Origin of the sequence: Novosphingobium barchaimii LL02 (genome assembly GCF_001046635.1) — a bacterium.
GTDB lineage: Bacteria > Pseudomonadota > Alphaproteobacteria > Sphingomonadales > Sphingomonadaceae > Novosphingobium > Novosphingobium barchaimii.
Map to the genome: position 1 here is coordinate 569,727 of NZ_KQ130454.1, position 16,056 is coordinate 585,782.

At 66.2% G+C, this 16,056-nt stretch carries 17 protein-coding genes and 1 other annotated feature; of the genes, 13 read left to right on the plus strand and 4 right to left on the minus strand.

What is annotated here, in order from left to right; genetic code table 11:
- The first annotated feature begins 50 nt into the window (after positions 1-50).
- The 6 genes from V474_RS13195 to V474_RS13220 all read left to right on the plus strand — a co-directional run bounded on the left by V474_RS13195 (position 51) and on the right by V474_RS13220 (position 5,403).
- Complete coding sequence (locus tag V474_RS13195) at positions 51-803, plus strand: DUF2059 domain-containing protein (protein ID WP_236711256.1); 753 nt, start codon at positions 51-53, stop codon at positions 801-803.
- Between the two features lie 84 nt (positions 804-887).
- Positions 888-2,051 (plus strand): 8-amino-7-oxononanoate synthase, encoded by a 1,164-nt coding sequence (gene bioF / locus V474_RS13200; protein WP_059151916.1) that lies wholly within the window; start codon positions 888-890, stop codon positions 2,049-2,051.
- Complete coding sequence (locus tag V474_RS13205) at positions 2,048-2,674, plus strand: alpha/beta fold hydrolase (RefSeq protein WP_059151917.1); 627 nt, start codon at positions 2,048-2,050, stop codon at positions 2,672-2,674. The genes bioF and V474_RS13205 overlap by 4 nt, the downstream gene beginning before the upstream one ends.
- Positions 2,671-3,483, plus strand: a complete 813-nt coding sequence (locus V474_RS13210; protein ID WP_059151918.1) for a methyltransferase domain-containing protein — start codon at positions 2,671-2,673, stop codon at positions 3,481-3,483. Before V474_RS13205 ends, V474_RS13210 begins: the two co-directional genes overlap by 4 nt.
- A gap of 7 nt (positions 3,484-3,490) precedes the next feature.
- Positions 3,491-4,123, plus strand: a complete 633-nt coding sequence (bioD, locus tag V474_RS13215; RefSeq protein WP_059151919.1) for a dethiobiotin synthase — start codon at positions 3,491-3,493, stop codon at positions 4,121-4,123.
- On the plus strand, positions 4,120-5,403 hold the full coding sequence (locus V474_RS13220) for an adenosylmethionine--8-amino-7-oxononanoate transaminase (RefSeq protein WP_059151920.1): 1,284 nt from the start codon (positions 4,120-4,122) through the stop codon (positions 5,401-5,403). Before bioD ends, V474_RS13220 begins: the two co-directional genes overlap by 4 nt.
- 19 nt (positions 5,404-5,422) lie before the next feature.
- Here the strand turns inward: V474_RS13220 and map are convergent, their stop codons facing one another.
- Entirely contained in the window at positions 5,423-6,256 is an 834-nt protein-coding gene (gene map, locus V474_RS13225) for a type I methionyl aminopeptidase (protein ID WP_059151921.1), read from the minus strand.
- Positions 6,257-6,308: 52 nt separating this feature from the next.
- Positions 6,309-7,148 (minus strand): DUF4163 domain-containing protein, encoded by an 840-nt coding sequence (locus tag V474_RS13230; RefSeq protein WP_059151922.1) that lies wholly within the window; start codon positions 7,146-7,148, stop codon positions 6,309-6,311.
- A gap of 49 nt (positions 7,149-7,197) precedes the next feature.
- Here V474_RS13230 and V474_RS13235 point away from each other — a divergent pair, with 49 nt between their 5' ends.
- From V474_RS13235 to V474_RS13265, 7 genes are all read left to right on the plus strand, one after another.
- On the plus strand, positions 7,198-8,592 hold the full coding sequence (locus V474_RS13235; protein WP_059151923.1) for a leucyl aminopeptidase family protein: 1,395 nt from the start codon (positions 7,198-7,200) through the stop codon (positions 8,590-8,592).
- A 117-nt stretch (positions 8,593-8,709) separates the two neighbouring features.
- The gene (locus tag V474_RS13240) at positions 8,710-9,009 is read left to right on the plus strand and encodes a hypothetical protein (RefSeq protein ID WP_059152151.1); all 300 of its coding nucleotides are present in this window, start codon (positions 8,710-8,712) and stop codon (positions 9,007-9,009) included.
- The gene (argC, locus tag V474_RS13245) at positions 9,009-9,932 is read left to right on the plus strand and encodes an N-acetyl-gamma-glutamyl-phosphate reductase (protein WP_059151924.1); all 924 of its coding nucleotides are present in this window, start codon (positions 9,009-9,011) and stop codon (positions 9,930-9,932) included. Before V474_RS13240 ends, argC begins: the two co-directional genes overlap by 1 nt.
- 334 nt (positions 9,933-10,266) lie before the next feature.
- A complete protein-coding gene (locus V474_RS13250) occupies positions 10,267-10,605 on the plus strand; it encodes a P-II family nitrogen regulator (RefSeq protein WP_043978976.1) in 339 nt (112 codons plus the stop codon).
- Between the two features lie 139 nt (positions 10,606-10,744).
- Positions 10,745-12,154 carry a type I glutamate--ammonia ligase gene (gene glnA, locus V474_RS13255; protein ID WP_059151925.1) on the plus strand — a complete coding sequence of 470 codons (1,410 nt, stop codon included), beginning with the start codon at positions 10,745-10,747 and terminating at the stop codon, positions 12,152-12,154.
- A gap of 297 nt (positions 12,155-12,451) precedes the next feature.
- On the plus strand, positions 12,452-13,081 hold the full coding sequence (locus V474_RS13260) for a lysozyme (protein ID WP_059151926.1): 630 nt from the start codon (positions 12,452-12,454) through the stop codon (positions 13,079-13,081).
- Positions 13,078-13,479 carry a DUF1801 domain-containing protein gene (locus V474_RS13265; RefSeq protein WP_059151927.1) on the plus strand — a complete coding sequence of 134 codons (402 nt, stop codon included), beginning with the start codon at positions 13,078-13,080 and terminating at the stop codon, positions 13,477-13,479. The genes V474_RS13260 and V474_RS13265 overlap by 4 nt, the downstream gene beginning before the upstream one ends.
- A 27-nt stretch (positions 13,480-13,506) precedes the next feature.
- Here V474_RS13265 and V474_RS13270 read toward each other — a convergent pair whose 3' ends face one another.
- Both V474_RS13270 and V474_RS13275 read right to left on the minus strand, forming a co-directional pair.
- Complete coding sequence (locus tag V474_RS13270; protein ID WP_059151928.1) at positions 13,507-14,997, minus strand: SulP family inorganic anion transporter; 1,491 nt, start codon at positions 14,995-14,997, stop codon at positions 13,507-13,509.
- Between the two features lie 65 nt (positions 14,998-15,062).
- Positions 15,063-15,118, minus strand: a sequence feature (sul1 is cis-regulatory element that is thought to sense ions involved in sulfur or methionine metabolism; They are found in Alphaproteobacteria).
- Between the two features lie 91 nt (positions 15,119-15,209).
- A complete protein-coding gene (locus tag V474_RS13275; RefSeq protein ID WP_059151929.1) occupies positions 15,210-16,046 on the minus strand; it encodes an arginyltransferase in 837 nt (278 codons plus the stop codon).
- Positions 16,047-16,056 lie beyond the last annotated feature (10 nt).

Here is a 16,056-nt window from a genome sequence, read left to right on the forward strand (position 1 = left end):
GGGTTATGCCTGCGCCCTGCCGCGTTCGTGCGATCTTGAGGGGAATATCCGTGATCCGTCCTATGCTTGCCTCCGCTTGTGCGGCCCTGCTTTGCGCCGCCGCCCCGGCCTTCGCCGCCGAGCCTGCCGCTTCTGCCGCAGCTGCCGCGCCTGCCGACCCCGCCCGCCTCGCAGCGGCGCGCCAGACGGTGGATTACATCTTCCCGCTGGGCACTTACGCGCGGCTGATGAACGGCACGATGGACAAGATGATGGACTCCATCATGGATTCCACCATGCAGATGCCGGTCAAGGACCTGGCCGGGATCAGCGGCGTGGACACCGAAAAGCTGGGCACCGCCTCGCTGGCGGAGATCATGGCCATCTACGACCCCGCCTACAAGGAACGCATGCGCGTCTCCACCCGCACCATGATGGCCGAAATGGCGACATTGATGACCGAATTCGAACCGGAAATCCGTGACGGCCTGGCCACTGCCTATGCGATCCGCTTCGACACGGCCCAGCTGCGCGATCTCAACACCTTCTTCGCCACGCCGACCGGCAAGGCCTATGCCGCCGAATCGTACATGATCATGATGTCACCCGAAGTCATGACGAAGATGCAGGCCTTCATGCCCAAGTTCATGGAAATGATGCCCACCATCGCCGAAAAGGTGAAGGCCGCCACCGCACAGATGCCGCCGCCGCGCCATTACGGCGACCTCTCCGACACAGAGAAAGCCAAGCTCGCCAAGGTGCTGGGCATCTCGCGCAAGGAACTGGACAAGAGCGAGGCGGCCAAGGCGGCGCAAGGCGAGTAGCGCCGTAACGCGCGGACTCGTGATACCCGGCAAAGCGCGCCCCGCCCATTGTGCCATGGGCCAGCTTGCCATACCGGGCGGATCATGAGCAGGCTCGATTCACACCTCGAGACGGCGCTGGCGCGGATCGAGCGCGCCGGGCAACGCCGGACATTGCGCACCGCCGCGCTGCTCCCCGAAGGGCGGGTGGAACGCGGCGGGCGCAAAATGCTCGATTTTTCCAGCAACGATTACCTCGGGCTTGCCCGGCATCCGCTGCTGGTGCAGCGCGCGGGCCAGTGGGCAGCGGCGCACGGCGCGGGATCGGGCGCATCGCGGCTGGTCACCGGCACCAGCGAGGCACACCTGGCGCTGGAAGCCCGTATCGCCGCCTTCAAGCACTGCGAGGCCGCGCTGATCTTCGCCAGCGGCTGGCAGGCCAATGCGGCGGTGATCCCCGCGCTGCTGGCGGCATTACAGGGCGCGGCGGTGTTTACCGACCGGCTGATCCATGCCTCGATGCACGCGGGCCTTGCGATGGCGGGCACTCGCCAGCACCGCTTCCGCCACAACGACCTCGATCACCTCGAAACGCTGCTGGCGGAAAAAGGCGCAGCTGCATCCGCGCGCCTGATCCTCACTGAAAGCGTGTTCTCGATGGACGGCGACCGCATCGACATCGCGCGCCTCACCGGGATCGCCGAACGCCACGATGCAGCACTGTTCGTCGACGAGGCCCATGCCACCGGCGTCCTTGGGCCCCAAGGGCGCGGCCTTTCCGCGCTGGTACCGGGGCGGGTAGACCTCGTCATGGGCACGTTCAGCAAGGCGCTGGGCGGCTTCGGCGCTTATGTCGCCGGCTCGCAGGTGCTGATCGACTACCTCGTCAACGCCGCCAGCGGCTTCGTCTTCACCACCGCGCCGCCGCCCGCGGTGCTGGGCGCGATCGATGCCGCTCTCGACCTCGTGCCCGGCATGGATGCCGAGCGCGCGCACCTTGCCTCATTGGGGGACCGCATGCGCTCCGGGCTTGCCCGCCTGGGCCTCGACCATGGCGCATCCTCGACCCAGATCGTACCGGCGATGATCGGCGCCGAGGACGAGGCCATGGCACTGTCCGCAAGGCTGGAACAGGCCGGTTTCCTGGCCTCCGCGATCCGTCCGCCGACGGTGCCGCCCGGCACCAGCCGCCTTCGCCTTGCCTTGCGCGCCGGCCATTCGCCGGCTGATATCGACGCCCTACTCGCGGCAATCGAGGCGCATCGGTGAAGCTGCTTTTCGCGCATGGCTGGGGCTTCGACAGCACGTTCTGGGCACCGCTTGCAGCGCTGCTGCCCGCCTGGCCCCATGCCATCGACGACTGCGGCTATTTCGGCGCCCCGCACGAACCCCGCATCGAAGGCCCCTTCGTGGCGGTGACCCACAGCTTCGGCACCATGCGCGTACTCGCCGCCCCGCCGCCGGGACTGGCGGGCATCATCGCGATCAATGGCTTCGAGCGCTTCACCGCCTTGCCCGGACGACCCGGCGTGCCCGTCCGCGTGCTGGACCGGATGTTGCGCCGCTTCGAGATCGAGCCGCGCGCCGTGCTCACCGAATTTCACCGCAGCTGCGGCAGCGATGCCACTTTCGGCGAGGACGAAATCGACCCGGCCCGCCTCCACGCCGACCTCCTGCGCCTGCGCGATGCCGCTCCGCCGATCCCGCGCGTACCGGTGCTGGCGCTGCACGGCGGGCGCGACCCCCTGCTGCCGGCGGCCATGCGCGAGGCCACCTTCGCCGGCGCAAGGATCAGCCGGATGATCCACGACAAAGGCGGCCACCTGCTCCCGCTCGAAGCGCCGGAACTTTGCGCGGCCGCCGTGCGCGGCATGGTCGAGGGGGTGGCGTGATCCCCTCTCATCCGGACCAGCGCGCGCGCATCCGCAGCGCCTTCGCCGCCGCCCCCGACTATGACGGGCAGGCCCGCGTCCAGCGCGAAGTGGCCGATCGCCTTGCCGCCCGCATTGCCGCGCTGGACCTGCCTGCCGCGCCGCGCGTGCTGGAAATCGGCTGCGGCACCGGCTTCCTCACCGGCGCGCTGGTGGATGCAGGCATCGGCGGCGACTGGCTGGTGACCGACATCGCGCCCGAAATGGTAGAACGCTGCCGTGCCCGCATGGCGCCGATGCAGCAGGGCCGCTCCTTGCGCTTTGCCCTGCTCGACGGTGAGCGCGGCGTCCCCGAAGGCGGGCCGTTCGACCTCATCTGTTCCAGCCTTGCCGCGCAGTGGTTCGACGACGCGCCCGCTGCGCTCGCCCGCATGGCCGGGTGGCTGGCGCCGGGCGGGCACCTGATGGTCACCACGCTTGGCCCCGGCAGTTTCGCGCAGTGGCGCGCCGCCCACGAGGCGGAAGGCATTGCCCCTGGCACGCCCGTATTCGCCTCCGTCGAAGGCTTCGCCGCGCTGGCGCCCGAAGCGCTGATCGTCGAGGAACATATAGAGCGTCACGCCGATCCCCGCGCCTTCCTGCGCGCGCTCAAGGCCATCGGCGCAGGCACTTCACATCCCGGCCACCGCCCGCTTTCACCCGCGCAGCTGCGCCGCGTCATGGCGCGCTTCGCCCAAACTGCCAGATCTCCCCAAACTGCCAAATCTCCCCAAACTGGATGCGAAGTGACTTACGAGGCCGTGACCTGCCACCTCCACCGCGCTAGGTGATCGAGCCATGACTACCCGCCCCATCATCGTCACCGGCACCGATACCGAGATCGGCAAGACCGTCTTTGCCGCCGCGCTCGCAGGCGCGCTGGGCGCGCATTACTGGAAGCCGGTGCAGGCAGGGGTGGAGGATGACGGCACCGACGCCATGCGTGTGGCGCGCCTTTCCGGCCTGCCGCGCGGCCACGTGCTGGACGAGGCCTACCGCCTGGCCACACCCTGCTCGCCCCACCTCGCAGCCGAGATCGACGGCGTGACGATAGACGCGGCAAGGCTTGCCCTGCCCGCATTCGACGGCCCGTTGGTGGTGGAGGGCGCGGGCGGCGTGCTGGTGCCGATAAGCCGCCGCGAAACTTACGCCGACCAGTTCGCCCGCTGGGGCGCGCCGGTCGTACTGGTGGCCCGCACGGTGCTGGGCACGATCAACCACACCCTGCTCTCTATCGAGGCGCTGCGCGCGCGCGGGGTGCCGATCCTTGGCGTGGCCTTCGTGGGCGAGCCGGTGGAGGACAGCGAGGCGACGATTTGCGCGATGGGCGGCGTCAAACGGCTGGGCCGCCTGCCCCGGCTGGACCCGCTGGAACCCGCCGCACTGCGCGCCGCCTTTGCCGCCAACTTCCGGCTGGAGGATTTCGCATGACCCTGCCGCCTGCTGCCTCGCCGATCTGGCATCCCTTCACCCAGCACGGACTGGGCGAGCCGATCCCGCTGGTCACCCATGCCGAAGGCGCGCTGCTGCATACCGCAGACGGACGCACGGTGATCGACGCGGTCTCGTCCTGGTGGGTCACCACGCATGGCCATTGCCACCCGCGCATCATGGCCGCCGTGGCCGAGCAGGCGCAGAAGCTGGACCAGCTCATCTTCGCCGGCTGGACCCACGAACCCGCCGAGGCGGTTGCTGCCGGGCTGACCGCGATCATGCCGCCCGAACTGACACGGGTGTTCTTTTCCGATTCCGGCTCCACCAGCGTCGAAGTCGCACTGAAGATGGCGCTGGGCTACTGGCACGCCAATACCCCCGCAAACGGAGGCACGCCGCGCCACAGGATCGTGGTGATGGAACATTCCTATCACGGCGACACCATCGGCGCGATGTCGGTGGGCCAGCGCGGGGTGTTCAACCAGCCCTATGATCCGTTGCTGTTCGACGTGGGCCGCATTCCCTTCCCCGCCGCCGGAGCGGAGCAGGAGACGCTGGACGCGCTTGAGGCTCTGTGCCGCCAGACCGATACCGCTGCGCTGATCGTCGAGCCGCTGGTGCTGGGTGCGGGCGGAATGCTGATCTACGGCGCCGAAACCCTCAAGGCCATGGCCGATATCTGCGCCAGATACGGCGTCCTGTTCATCGCTGACGAGGTGATGACAGGCTGGGGCCGCACCGGCACCTTGCTGGCGTGCGAACAGGCGGGCGTCGTCCCCGATATCCTGTGCCTGTCCAAGGGCCTCACCGGCGGCTCGCTGCCGCTGGCGGTGACGATGGCGAGCGAGGCGATCTTCGCCGCGCACTGGTCCACCGACCGGGCGCGGATGTTCTTCCATTCCTCCAGCTATACCGCCAACCCGATCGCCTGTGCGGCGGCGGCTGCCAACCTCGCCATCTGGCGTGAGGAGCCGGTGATGGAATGCGTGGCCGACCTTGGCCGGAGGCAGTCCGCATGGCTGGAGAAGCTCGGCCGCTTCTGCCACTTCGACAATCCGCGCGCGCTGGGCACGATCGCCGCGCTGGACCTGCGGACACGCGGCGAAGGCGGCTACATGGACGGCCTCGCCCCCGAACTGATGGCCTTCTTCCGCAGCCGCGACATCCTGCTGCGCCCGCTGGGCAACACCGTCTACGTGATGCCGCCTTACTGCATCACCGACGACCAGTTGGACGAGGTGTGGAATGCAATCGGGGAAGCGGTCATCTCGTTCTGAGGCTGCTGCCGGTGCGCCGTCAGACGTAAGGCGGTTTGTGGCGACCGGTGGGGCTGGTGGTGAAGATCTCGCAGCCATCCTCGGTGATGCCGATCGAATGCTCGAACTGCGCCGATAGCGACTTGTCGCGGGTAACTGCCGTCCAGCCATCGGAAAGCAGCTTCACCGGCGGCTTGCCCAGGTTGATCATCGGCTCGATCGTCATGAACATGCCGGCCTTGAGCAGCGGGCCCGTGCCGCGGCGACCGGCGTGCACCACTTCGGGAGCATCGTGGAAAAGACGGCCCAGGCCATGCCCGCAAAATTCGCGCACCACGCCGTAGCGGTGCGACTCGGCATATTCCTGGATGGCCGCGCCGATGTCACCCACGCGGTTGCCGGGCTTGGCCTGCGCGATGCCGATCATCAGGCACTCGTAAGTCACGTCGACCAGGCGGCGTGCCTTCAGCGGCACATCGCCGACGAGGTACATGCGGCTGGTATCGCCGTGCCAGCCATCCAGCAGCGGGGTGACGTCGATGTTGACGATGTCCCCGTCTTTGAAGGTCTTCTCGGACGGGATGCCGTGGCAAACGACGTGGTTGATCGAGATGCAGCACGAATGCGCATAGCCCCGGTAGCCCAGCGTCGCGGGCACGGCGCCCCCGGCCAGCGTCAGTTCACGCACCTTGTCGTCGATGAACGCGGTGGTGACACCGGGCTGCACCAGCGGCGCGATCTCGTCGAGAATGCGCGCGGCGAGGGCGCCGGCGCGGCGCATGCCCTCGAAACCTGCGGGGCCATGCAGCTTGATTGTGCCGTCACGCAGGAGGGCTTCCTCCTGGCCGGGTTCTACGATCTGGTATTCGGTCATGACGCCCAGATAGTCCCTTTTGCCATGAATTGCGAGATCACGGTTGCAAAGGTCAGGGCTGGGCGGAAAAAGCGCTGCGATATTGCGGTTTCAGGGCAGCCATCACCTTGCCGGTTACCGGCAGCGTCACTTCATAGCTGCCTTCCGCATAAGGCCCCGCGTCGTAAGGCGCGACAAGCACGCCGATACGGTCGAAGGCGCGGCGATTGGTCGACCCCAGGATCAGCGTCTGCGCGGTCGGGTCTATGCATTCGCTGAACATCTGCCCGCTATCGCGTGCGACCGGTTCGCCGCGCTTCTTCGCGCGCTGCTTGTCAAGCGCATCACAGAACGGGGCCTGGATCGCGCTGCGCAGGGCGTCCTGACCGGTGAACAGGTCCGCCGGCTTGCGCGCGGTGTCGGCGCCCCGGTCCCATACCAGCGAATCGAACACGGTCATCCCGTGCGCGCCGCCCGAAAACTCGTAGTGCTGGGCCGACAGCGAAAGCCAGCCGGGCATGTTGGTGACGACCTTCCAGTCGGTCTGCCGTTCATAGGCGTGATAAGGAAAGCCGTCCTTGGCCGCCTCCGCCTTGCCGCTGCGCGCCGACGATACCAGATCGCCCTTGTCGGCATCCAGCCGCTGGTCGAGCAGATCGCGAAGGCCCGGAATGGCTGCGGCGGCATCGGGGTAGGAATAGCTGAAAGCGAAGACCTCGTTCTCTTCCTTTTCGGTGCGTCCCTTGGCCGGAGGCGGAGCGGGCGGGGGCGCTTCGGATGCGGGTGCGGTTGCCTCAGGCGCGCCGGTTGCCGCCGCGCTGCGCTGCGGGTCCGGGCTGCCGGAACCGTTGCACGCAGCCAGCGCGCCTGTCATCGTCAATGCCAGAACCGTAGCCAAACCGCCGTAACGCATCAAAATTCCTCTCGCACTCAGGCCGGGGGGAAGGCTAGAGAATCACCGCATGAGCGACAAGAACGCATTGATCCAGCCCGATCGCGGCCAGAAGGCCGTTTCCATCCATCTCGTCGACAAGGACGGACTGGAGAAATTCCTCAAAGGCCTCAGCGTTCCCCAGCGCGCCGCAATCGCGGCCAACCGCTTCACAGGCGCCGCGAACGACCATGCGATCATCCCCGATGGCGATGGCGATAGCGACGGATGGGCCGTGGTGGCAGGCGTGGCCGATACCGCCGCGCTGACCTCGTGGTGCATGGCCAGGCTGGCCGAGAAACTGCCCGCAGGCACCTATCGCCGCGTGGGCGGTGAGCCGGGCGCGGCCATGCTGGGCTGGATCGCCGGCCAGTACAGCTTCGAGCGCTATCTGTCCGAACCGGGCGACGAAGGCCCGCGCGTGCTCCTCACCGGCGAGCCGAAAACCATCGACGCAATGACGGCAGAGGCCGAGGCGATCATGCTCGTGCGCGATCTCGTCAACACCCCGGCGGAGGACATGGGGCCTGCCCAACTCGAAGCCGAGGCGGAGAACCTCCACAAATCCTACCGCGCCGAAATCCGCATCACCCGAGGCGACCTGCTGGAGCGCGATTTTCCCATGGTCCACGCGGTGGGCCGGGCGGCCAGCCGCTCCCACGCCCCGCGCATGATCGAACTGGAATGGGGCGATCCGGCGCACCCGCGCGTCGCCGTGGTGGGCAAGGGCGTGTGCTTCGATTCGGGCGGGCTCGATATCAAGCCCGGCGCGGGCATGTTGTTGATGAAGAAGGACATGGGCGGCGCCGCGCACGCGCTGGCCCTCGCCCGGCTCATCATGAGCGCGAACCTGCCGGTGCGCCTGCATCTGTTGGTCCCGGCGGTGGAGAACGCCATTGCCGGCAACGCCTTCCGCCCCGGCGACGTGCTGAAAAGCCGCGCGGGGATCTCGGTGGAGATCGGCAATACCGACGCCGAAGGCCGCCTGATCCTGGGCGATGCCCTGACCCGCGCAGGCGAGGGAAAGCCAGACCTCATCATCGATTTCGCCACCCTGACCGGCGCCGCACGCGTTGCCGTCGGCCCCGACCTTCCGGCCCTGTTCACCCGGCTCGATGCCACAGCCGACGCGCTGCTGGCCGCAGGCAAGGCCCAGGACGACCCGTGCTGGCGCCTGCCGCTGCACGAAGGCTACCGCGAATACCTCAAGTCCGACATTGCCGACATCAACAATGCCGGCTCCAGCGGCTTCGCGGGTGCCAGTACGGCGGCGCTGTTCCTCGACCGCTTCGTGCCCAAGGGGATCGACTGGGCGCACTTCGATACGTTCGCCTGGCGCCCCGCCGCCAAGCCGGGGCGGCCCAGGGGCGGCGACGCGCTGGGCCTGCGTGCGGCGTGGCACATGCTGCGGGCGCGGTATGCCTGAACTTGCGATCCAGCCGTGACCCGGCTAAGCGCGCCCATCTTTGCTTTTGGAGACGTACCGACGTTGGCACCTGTGGATTCGTATACCCGCCCTCCCCGGACCGAAGGCATTCTCGCCATGACCGGACCGAGCGTGCGCGCGGATCCCGGCTGCCTTCCCGTGCGCGGCGACCTTGCCCATATCAAACTGGCCGGGCTGTACTTCGTGCCGCATTACGCCGCGCCGATGCCGCGCGCCCTCACCGCCGGCGCCGTCCTGCGCGCCGCCGGCCGCAATGATGGCGAGCCCGTGATGGACCTGCCTGCCGCCGCCACGTTCAACGTGCTCGACATTGCGGGCAACTGGGCCTGGGGCCAGCTCGGCGAAGACGGCCCGGTCGGCTACGTGGCGCTGACCCAGCTCGAAAGCGAAATCTGATGACCGCAAGTGTCTTCATCGACGGCGCCGCCGGCACCACCGGCCTGGAAATCGCCGACCGGCTTGCCGGCCGCAGCGAATTCGAACTTCTCGTGCTCCCGGACGACCGGCGCAAGGACGATGCGGCCCGCGCCGAAGCGCTGAACGCGGCCGATTTCGTGATCCTGTGCCTGCCTGACGACGCCGCCAAGGCGGCCGTGGGCATGATCGCCAACGACCGCACGCGGGTGATCGACGCCTCCTCCGCCTTCCGCACCGCGCCGGACTGGACTTACGGTTTCCCCGAGATAGTCGGCCGCGATGCGGTCGCCTCCGCCATGCGGGTGAGCAACCCCGGCTGCTATCCCAGCGGCTTCATCGCCCTGGTCGCGCCGCTGATCCGCGCCGGATTGCTGCCCGCGCAGTGGCCTTACGTCTGCCACGCCGTCTCGGGCTACTCGGGCGGCGGCAAGGCGCTGATCGCCCGCTTCGAGGCCGATACCGACATCGCCTTCCGCGCCTACGGCCTCGCTCTGGGCCACAAGCATGTCCCCGAAATGCTCGTCCACGCAGGGCTGACCCACGCGCCGATCTTCGCGCCCGCCGTGGTCCCGGCGCATCGCGGAATGCTGGTTGAAGTGCCGCTGCATCTTGAAATGATGCCCGGTGCCGGCACGCCCGAAGCCCTGCGCACCGCGCTGACGGACTTCTATGCAGACAGCCCGGTCGTGAACGTCGCGGGCGACCAGCCCGACGAACTGCTGCTGCGCGCGGCGATGGACCCGGTCGACAGCCTGACCCTGCGCGTCCTCGGCTCGGCAGACGGCACCCAGGCCCGCCTCGTCGCCATGCTCGACAATCTGGGCAAGGGCGCCAGCGGCGCGGCGGTGCAAAACCTCAACATCATGGCCGGCCTGAACGAAACCGCAGGCCTGCGCCTTTGATCCCGCTCCTCCCCGGGGTTGCTCGGGGAGAGAGCCGCCCGCAGTAAACGGGGCAGCACTCAGCGGCCAAAATCCTGCACTGCACAATTTTCAGGCACCACCTGCCCGAATCTTGAACAGAACTTGCCCATAGCAGGCACCAGACATTGCGACAGTCCGTCAACCAACGGGATAAATGGTGCAAATCCGGTCTTTTCGCGGTTGCACACTTGGCCTACCACTCACCCAACGCATTGGCACGATTCTTGATGGGAATCGCGCGCGAGGCATCTGGTTCCCGGACCGGTTCCCTCTTAGAAACAGTCCGGGTGCAAGTGCAGGGGTCCAGGCAGGCGTGAAAAAGATCGAAGCCATCATCAAGCCGTTCAAGCTCGATGAAGTTAAGGAAGCGCTCCATGAAGTGGGTGTATCCGGCATCACCGTCACCGAAGCCAAGGGCTTCGGTCGCCAGAAGGGCCACACCGAACTCTATCGCGGCGCGGAATACGTCGTCGATTTCCTGCCCAAGGTGAAGCTCGAGGTCGTCGTTCCCGATGCCCTGGCTGACCGCGTGGTCGAAGCCATCGCCGACGCCGCGCAGACCGGCCGCATCGGCGACGGCAAGATCTTCGTCGTGCACGTGGAAACCGCTGTGCGGATCCGCACCGGAGAGCGTGACGACGACGCGCTTTAAAGGCGCTACCTTTTTGAATTTGCGTCCGGCCCTGACCGGACCCGGGACTATGCCGGTGGGGGCCGGCTGAATTCCCGAATTGCCCACCCACCCCTATCCTCTTCCGCCAGGCGGAAGAGTAACCTGGAGAACCAATACCATGGCAACTGCAAAGGAAGTCCTGAAGCAAATCAAGGACGAGGAGATCGAGTGGGTAGATCTTCGCTTCACCGACCCCAAGGGCAAGTGGCACCACCTGACCATGGTTTCGACGGTTCTCGGCGAAGATGAGCTGGAAGACGGCCTCATGTTCGACGGTTCGTCGATCGAGGGCTGGAAGGCCATCAACGAGTCGGACATGATCCTCAAGCCCGACCTTACCGCCGTATATGTCGATCCGTTCTCGGCCACCCCGATGCTGATCGTGTTCTGCGACATCGTCGAGCCTTCGACCGGTGAGCTGTATGCCCGCGACCCGCGTTCGTGCGCCAAGCGCGCAGAAGCGTTCGTCAAGTCGGCCGGTTTCGGCGACACCGTCTACGTCGGCCCCGAGGCCGAGTTCTTCATGTTCGACGACGTGAAGTTCTACGACGGCTACGACGGCAACGGCTTCAAGATCGATGATATCGAACTGCCGGGCAACACCGACAAGTCCTACGATGCCGGCAACCTGGGCCACCGCCCGCGCGCCAAGGGCGGCTACTTCCCCGTCGCTCCGGTCGATTCGTGCACCGACATCCGCGCCGAGATGGTTTCGACCATGCTCGAAATGGGCCTGCCCTGCGACAAGCACCACCACGAAGTGGCGGCTGCCCAGCACGAACTCGGCATGACCTTCGGTACGCTGGTCACCACCGCCGACCGCATGCAGATCTACAAGTACGTCGTGTGGATGGTTGCGCAGGCTTACGGCAAGACGGCCACGTTCATGCCCAAGCCGATCATGAAGGACAACGGATCGGGCATGCACACGCATATCTCGATCTGGAACGACGGCGAAAACTCCTTCGCCGGTAACGGCTATGCCGGCCTGTCCGACAACTGCCTTTACTTCATCGGCGGTGTCATCAAGCACGCCAAGGCTCTCAACGCCTTCACCAACCCGACCACCAACAGCTACAAGCGTCTGGTTCCGGGTTACGAAGCACCGGTTCTGCTGGCCTACTCGGCCCGCAACCGTTCGGCTTCGTGCCGCATCCCCTACGGTGCCGGCAGCAAGGCAAAGCGCGTGGAATTCCGTTTCCCCGACGCGATGGCCAACCCGTACCTGTGCTACGCCTCGCTCCTGATGGCCGGTCTTGACGGCATCAAGAACAAGATCCATCCGGGCGAAGCGATGGACAAGAACCTGTACGATCTGCCGCCGGCCGAACTCGCCGAAGTGCCGACCGTCTGCGGTTCGCTGCGCGAAGCTCTCGACAGCCTTCAGGCCGACCACGCCTTCCTTCTCGAAGGCGGCGTGTTCACCGAGGACCAGATCGAAGCCTACCTCGAACTCAAGTGGCCCGAAGTGCTGCGCTGGGAAACCACGCCGTCGGCCGTTGAGTTCGACATGTACTACAGCCTCTAATCAGGCTGGCGCGACCAGTTCGCCGAGTGGGGCGCCCGGAGAAATCCGGGCGCCCTTTTCGTTGCGCCCCGTTCGCGGCGCATGACAACTACTGATATTTCAGGTGGCAGCACTGCCGCGGAAAAGAATCCGCTTTCCTACAAACCCCGCTCAGGCTTAATCAAACGGCTGCCCGAAAGGCATGGGGCAGCGCAAACGGCGGTAGTCAGGACCGCTTCCAACACCATTCGGGCGCACCTTGGGCAGTCACGGCTGCAACGGATACTTCGTGCAGTCACGTCGTGGAAGGAAGTGTTCATGAACAGGAAGCCGGTTTTCGATGCGGTTCGCAAGATGCTGGGCCGCAGCTTTACGCAGGTCGAAGTCAACGCGCTGGACAAGGCCATCGACCTTGCAGCAGGCGCCCTTCCCGCCAGCGAGGCCCCCGCCCCCGTGCCCACGCCGGCCCCCGCAGCGCCCACCGGCGCCGCGCTGGGATCGCCGGGCGCCAAACTTATCAAGAAATGGGAAGGCTGCGCTACGCGCCGCGCCGACGGCACCTTCGCCGCCTATCCCGACCCTGGCAGCACAGACGGCAAGCCCTGGACGATCGGCTGGGGGTCCACCGGCGGGGACGTGAAGAAAGGCGTCATCTGGAACCAGGCCCAGTGCGATGCGCGCTTTGACGTCGACATGGTGGTCTACGTGAACGAGGTGGCCGCCTTCCTCGGATCGGCAGCGACCACCCAGAACCAGTTCGACGCACTGGTGTCGTTTCACTACAATACCGGGGCTATCCGCAAGGCGACACTGGCCAGCCTTCACAAGCAGGGCAAATTCGCCCAGGCGCAGGAACAGTTCGGCAAGTGGATCTACAACGATGGAAAGCCCATGAACGGCCTCAAGTCGCGCCGCGCGGAAGAGGCCAAGCTCTACGGAACGCCGTGACCGATCCAGCCCAAGACCAGAAAACACCCGCTCAGCACATCGACGAACGCATCGCCGAACTGGGCGACTGGCGCGGCGATACGCTGGCGAAAGTACGCGCGCTCGTTCTCGAAGCGCTGCCGGGCGTGGTCGAGGAATGGAAATGGCGCGGCGTGCCCACCTGGTATCACGGCGGCGCCATCGTCTGCACCGGGGAAACCTACAAGGCCGCCGTCAAGCTGACGTTTGCCAAAGGCGCCGCGCTCGAAGATCCCGGGCGCCTGTTCAACGCCAGCCTCGAGGGCAACGTGCGCCGGGCCATCGACCTTCACGAAGGTGACGTGATCGACGAACCGGCGCTGAAAGCGCTGCTGGTGGAAGCCGCCGCGCTCAACGCAGCGAAAGGCAGGAAGCGCTAAAGGGTTCCGCCCCGCAACGGAGAAACCTCAGTGCGGGGCGGCGCCCATCTCCACTCCGGTCTTGTCGTGCAGGGCGAAGCGGTCGACGATATCGGCGCTGGCATCATTGTAGCCGATCACCTCGACGCTCCGACCTTCGCGGCGCAGACGCGCGACGATCTTGTCCAGCGCGCCGACAGCGGAGATGTCCCAGAAGTGCGCCTTCGAAACGTCGATCAGGATGTGCCCGGCGCTGTCTTCGGACTGGAAGGCGCGGGTGAAACGCTCCACCGAGGCGAAGAATATCTGCCCTGAAACGCGGTAAGTCGCGCCTCGGGGCGATACCTCGCGTTCCACCGCGAACATGCGCTGGACCTTGCCCGCGAAGAATATCCCCGAAAGCAGCACGCCCGAAAGCACGCCCAGCGACAAGTCCTGCGTGGCGACGACGACCACGACCGTCACCAGCATCACCACCGAAGATGTCGGCGGATGGCGGCGCAGGTTGGTGATCGAACTCCAGCTGAAGGTTCCAATCGACACCATAATCATCACCGCCACCAGAGCCGGCATCGGCACCCGGCCCACGTAAGGCCCCAGCACCGCGAGCAGGAACAGCAGGAAAGCGCCCGCAACGAAGGTGGAAAGCCTGCCCCGGCCGCCCGACGTCACGTTGATAACCGACTGCCCGATCATGGCGCAGCCGCCCATACCGCCCAGCAATGCCGCGACGACGTTGGCGCCGCCCTGGCCCATGCATTCGCGCTTCTTGTCGCTGTCGGTGTCGGTCATGTCGTCGACGATCTGCGCGGTCAGCATGGATTCCAGCAGGCCGACCGCCGCCATCGTCAGCGAAAAGGGCGCGATGATGCGCAGCGTCTCCAACGTCAGCGGGACTTGCGGCAGAGCGAAGCTGGGCAGGCCTTCGGGCAACTTGCCCATGTCGCCCACGGTGTGGACCGGCAGGCCCATGCCGATGCTGATCGCTGTCAGCAGCAAGATCGAAACCAGCGGGGAGGGTACAGCTTTGGTCACGCGCGGGAACAGGTAGATGACGGCAAGCCCGCCCGCGACCATTGCATAGGTCTGCCAGCTCACATCGGTAAGCTGGGGCAGTTGCGCCATGAAAATCAGGATGGCCAGCGCATTGACGAAGCCGGTGATGACCGAGCGCGAGACGAACTGCATCAGCAGGTCGAGCCGCAGCAGGCCGGCGATCGCCTGGAACAGCCCCATCAGGATCGTGGCGGCAAAGAGGTATTCCACGCCGTGGTCCCGCACCAGCGGCGTCACCAGAACCGCCACGGAGGCGGTTGCGGCGGAGACCATGCCGGTCCGCCCGCCAATGCAGGCGATGACCATGGCGATCGCCACCGATGCATAAAGCCCCACGCGGGGATCGACCCCGGCAATGATCGAGAAGCCGATGGCCTCCGGGATGAGCGCCAGCGCAACGACTACGCCGGCCAGAACGTCACGGCGTACACCGACGCCATTTGTAAACCACTGCCGCCGATAGCGGGCAATCGAATTGGACATGGGAAAATTCCACAAGAAGCCACACGGCGCGCATCTGGGCGCGCTTGAAATAGGGTGATGTGTGACGTTGTCCGGCGGATCGGCGGCCGGAATAGCCACCCGGATTTTCACCGGGTCCTTGCGAGTGCCGTGCTGTTAGCGGAGAAGGGCGCCATTTAGCAAGTCATTGCGAGCGTAACCAACAACCCAGCGCCCGCCAGGCACCCAGCCTGTCAGCCCTTGGCGATGGCGGGCATGCCGTCTTTCGGGCCCGCCGCGTCATCGCGGCTGCGGGGGTTGGCAACGGCCGCGGCGATCAGCCGGTCCTGGTCGGCGGGGGCGATCCGTTCCCACCCCGAACGGCCGAGCTTTTCCATCGGCCGATAGCGCACCTTGTACTGCATGCGCGGAGAACCTTCGACCCAGTAACCCAGGTAGACATAGGCCAGCCCCATTTCTTCGGCGCGGCGAATGTGATCGAGGATGATGAAGTTCCCCAGCCCCTGCCGGCCTTCGTAGTGCGGGTCGTAGAAGGAGTAGATCATCGAGAGGCCGTCGCACTGGCGGTCGGTCAGGCAGGCGCCGACGAGGCGGCCCGGCACTACGCCGTCGGCGGAGGGTTCGCGGTACTCGATCACGTAACTGGTTACCGGCGTGTGCTCCACCATGTCGGCGAAGTCGACTTCGTCCATCGTCGTCATTCCGCCTTCGGGATGGCGCACCGATAGATAGCGCTGGAGCAGATCGAACTGTTCGCTGGTGGACCATGGGCGGCAGACGGTGGCGATCAGGTCGCCATGCGCCTTGAGAGTGCGCTTTTGCGAGGACGAGGCGACGAATTCCCCGGCGAAGACCCGCACCGATACGCAGGCGTTACAGTCTATGCAGGAGGGGCGGTAGGCGACAGTCTGACTACGGCGAAACCCGATTCTGCCCAGCGCATCGTTGAGCGAATCGGCGTGCGGACCCTTCAGTTCGGTGAAAACCTTGCGCTCGCTACGGCCCGGAAGATACGGACACGGCGCCGGGCTTGTCACGAAAAAGCGTGGAAATCGAACCGGAGCCGTCACCGAACTTGGT

Bases quoted from the DNA above. Each gene is read 5' to 3' on its own strand.
- bioF (WP_059151916.1), top strand. From the start codon at position 888: ATGAGCAGGCTCGATTCACACCTCGAGACGGCGCTGGCGCGGATCGAG.
- bioD (WP_059151919.1), top strand. From the start codon at position 3,491: ATGACTACCCGCCCCATCATCGTCACCGGCACCGATACCGAGATCGGC.
- V474_RS13220 (WP_059151920.1), top strand. From the start codon at position 4,120: ATGACCCTGCCGCCTGCTGCCTCGCCGATCTGGCATCCCTTCACCCAG.
- map (WP_059151921.1), bottom strand. From the start codon at position 6,256: ATGACCGAATACCAGATCGTAGAACCCGGCCAGGAGGAAGCCCTCCTG.
- V474_RS13230 (WP_059151922.1), bottom strand. From the start codon at position 7,148: ATGCGTTACGGCGGTTTGGCTACGGTTCTGGCATTGACGATGACAGGC.
- V474_RS13235 (WP_059151923.1), top strand. From the start codon at position 7,198: ATGAGCGACAAGAACGCATTGATCCAGCCCGATCGCGGCCAGAAGGCC.
- V474_RS13240 (WP_059152151.1), top strand. From the start codon at position 8,710: ATGACCGGACCGAGCGTGCGCGCGGATCCCGGCTGCCTTCCCGTGCGC.
- argC (WP_059151924.1), top strand. From the start codon at position 9,009: ATGACCGCAAGTGTCTTCATCGACGGCGCCGCCGGCACCACCGGCCTG.
- glnA (WP_059151925.1), top strand. From the start codon at position 10,745: ATGGCAACTGCAAAGGAAGTCCTGAAGCAAATCAAGGACGAGGAGATC.
- V474_RS13260 (WP_059151926.1), top strand. From the start codon at position 12,452: ATGAACAGGAAGCCGGTTTTCGATGCGGTTCGCAAGATGCTGGGCCGC.
- V474_RS13270 (WP_059151928.1), bottom strand. From the start codon at position 14,997: ATGTCCAATTCGATTGCCCGCTATCGGCGGCAGTGGTTTACAAATGGC.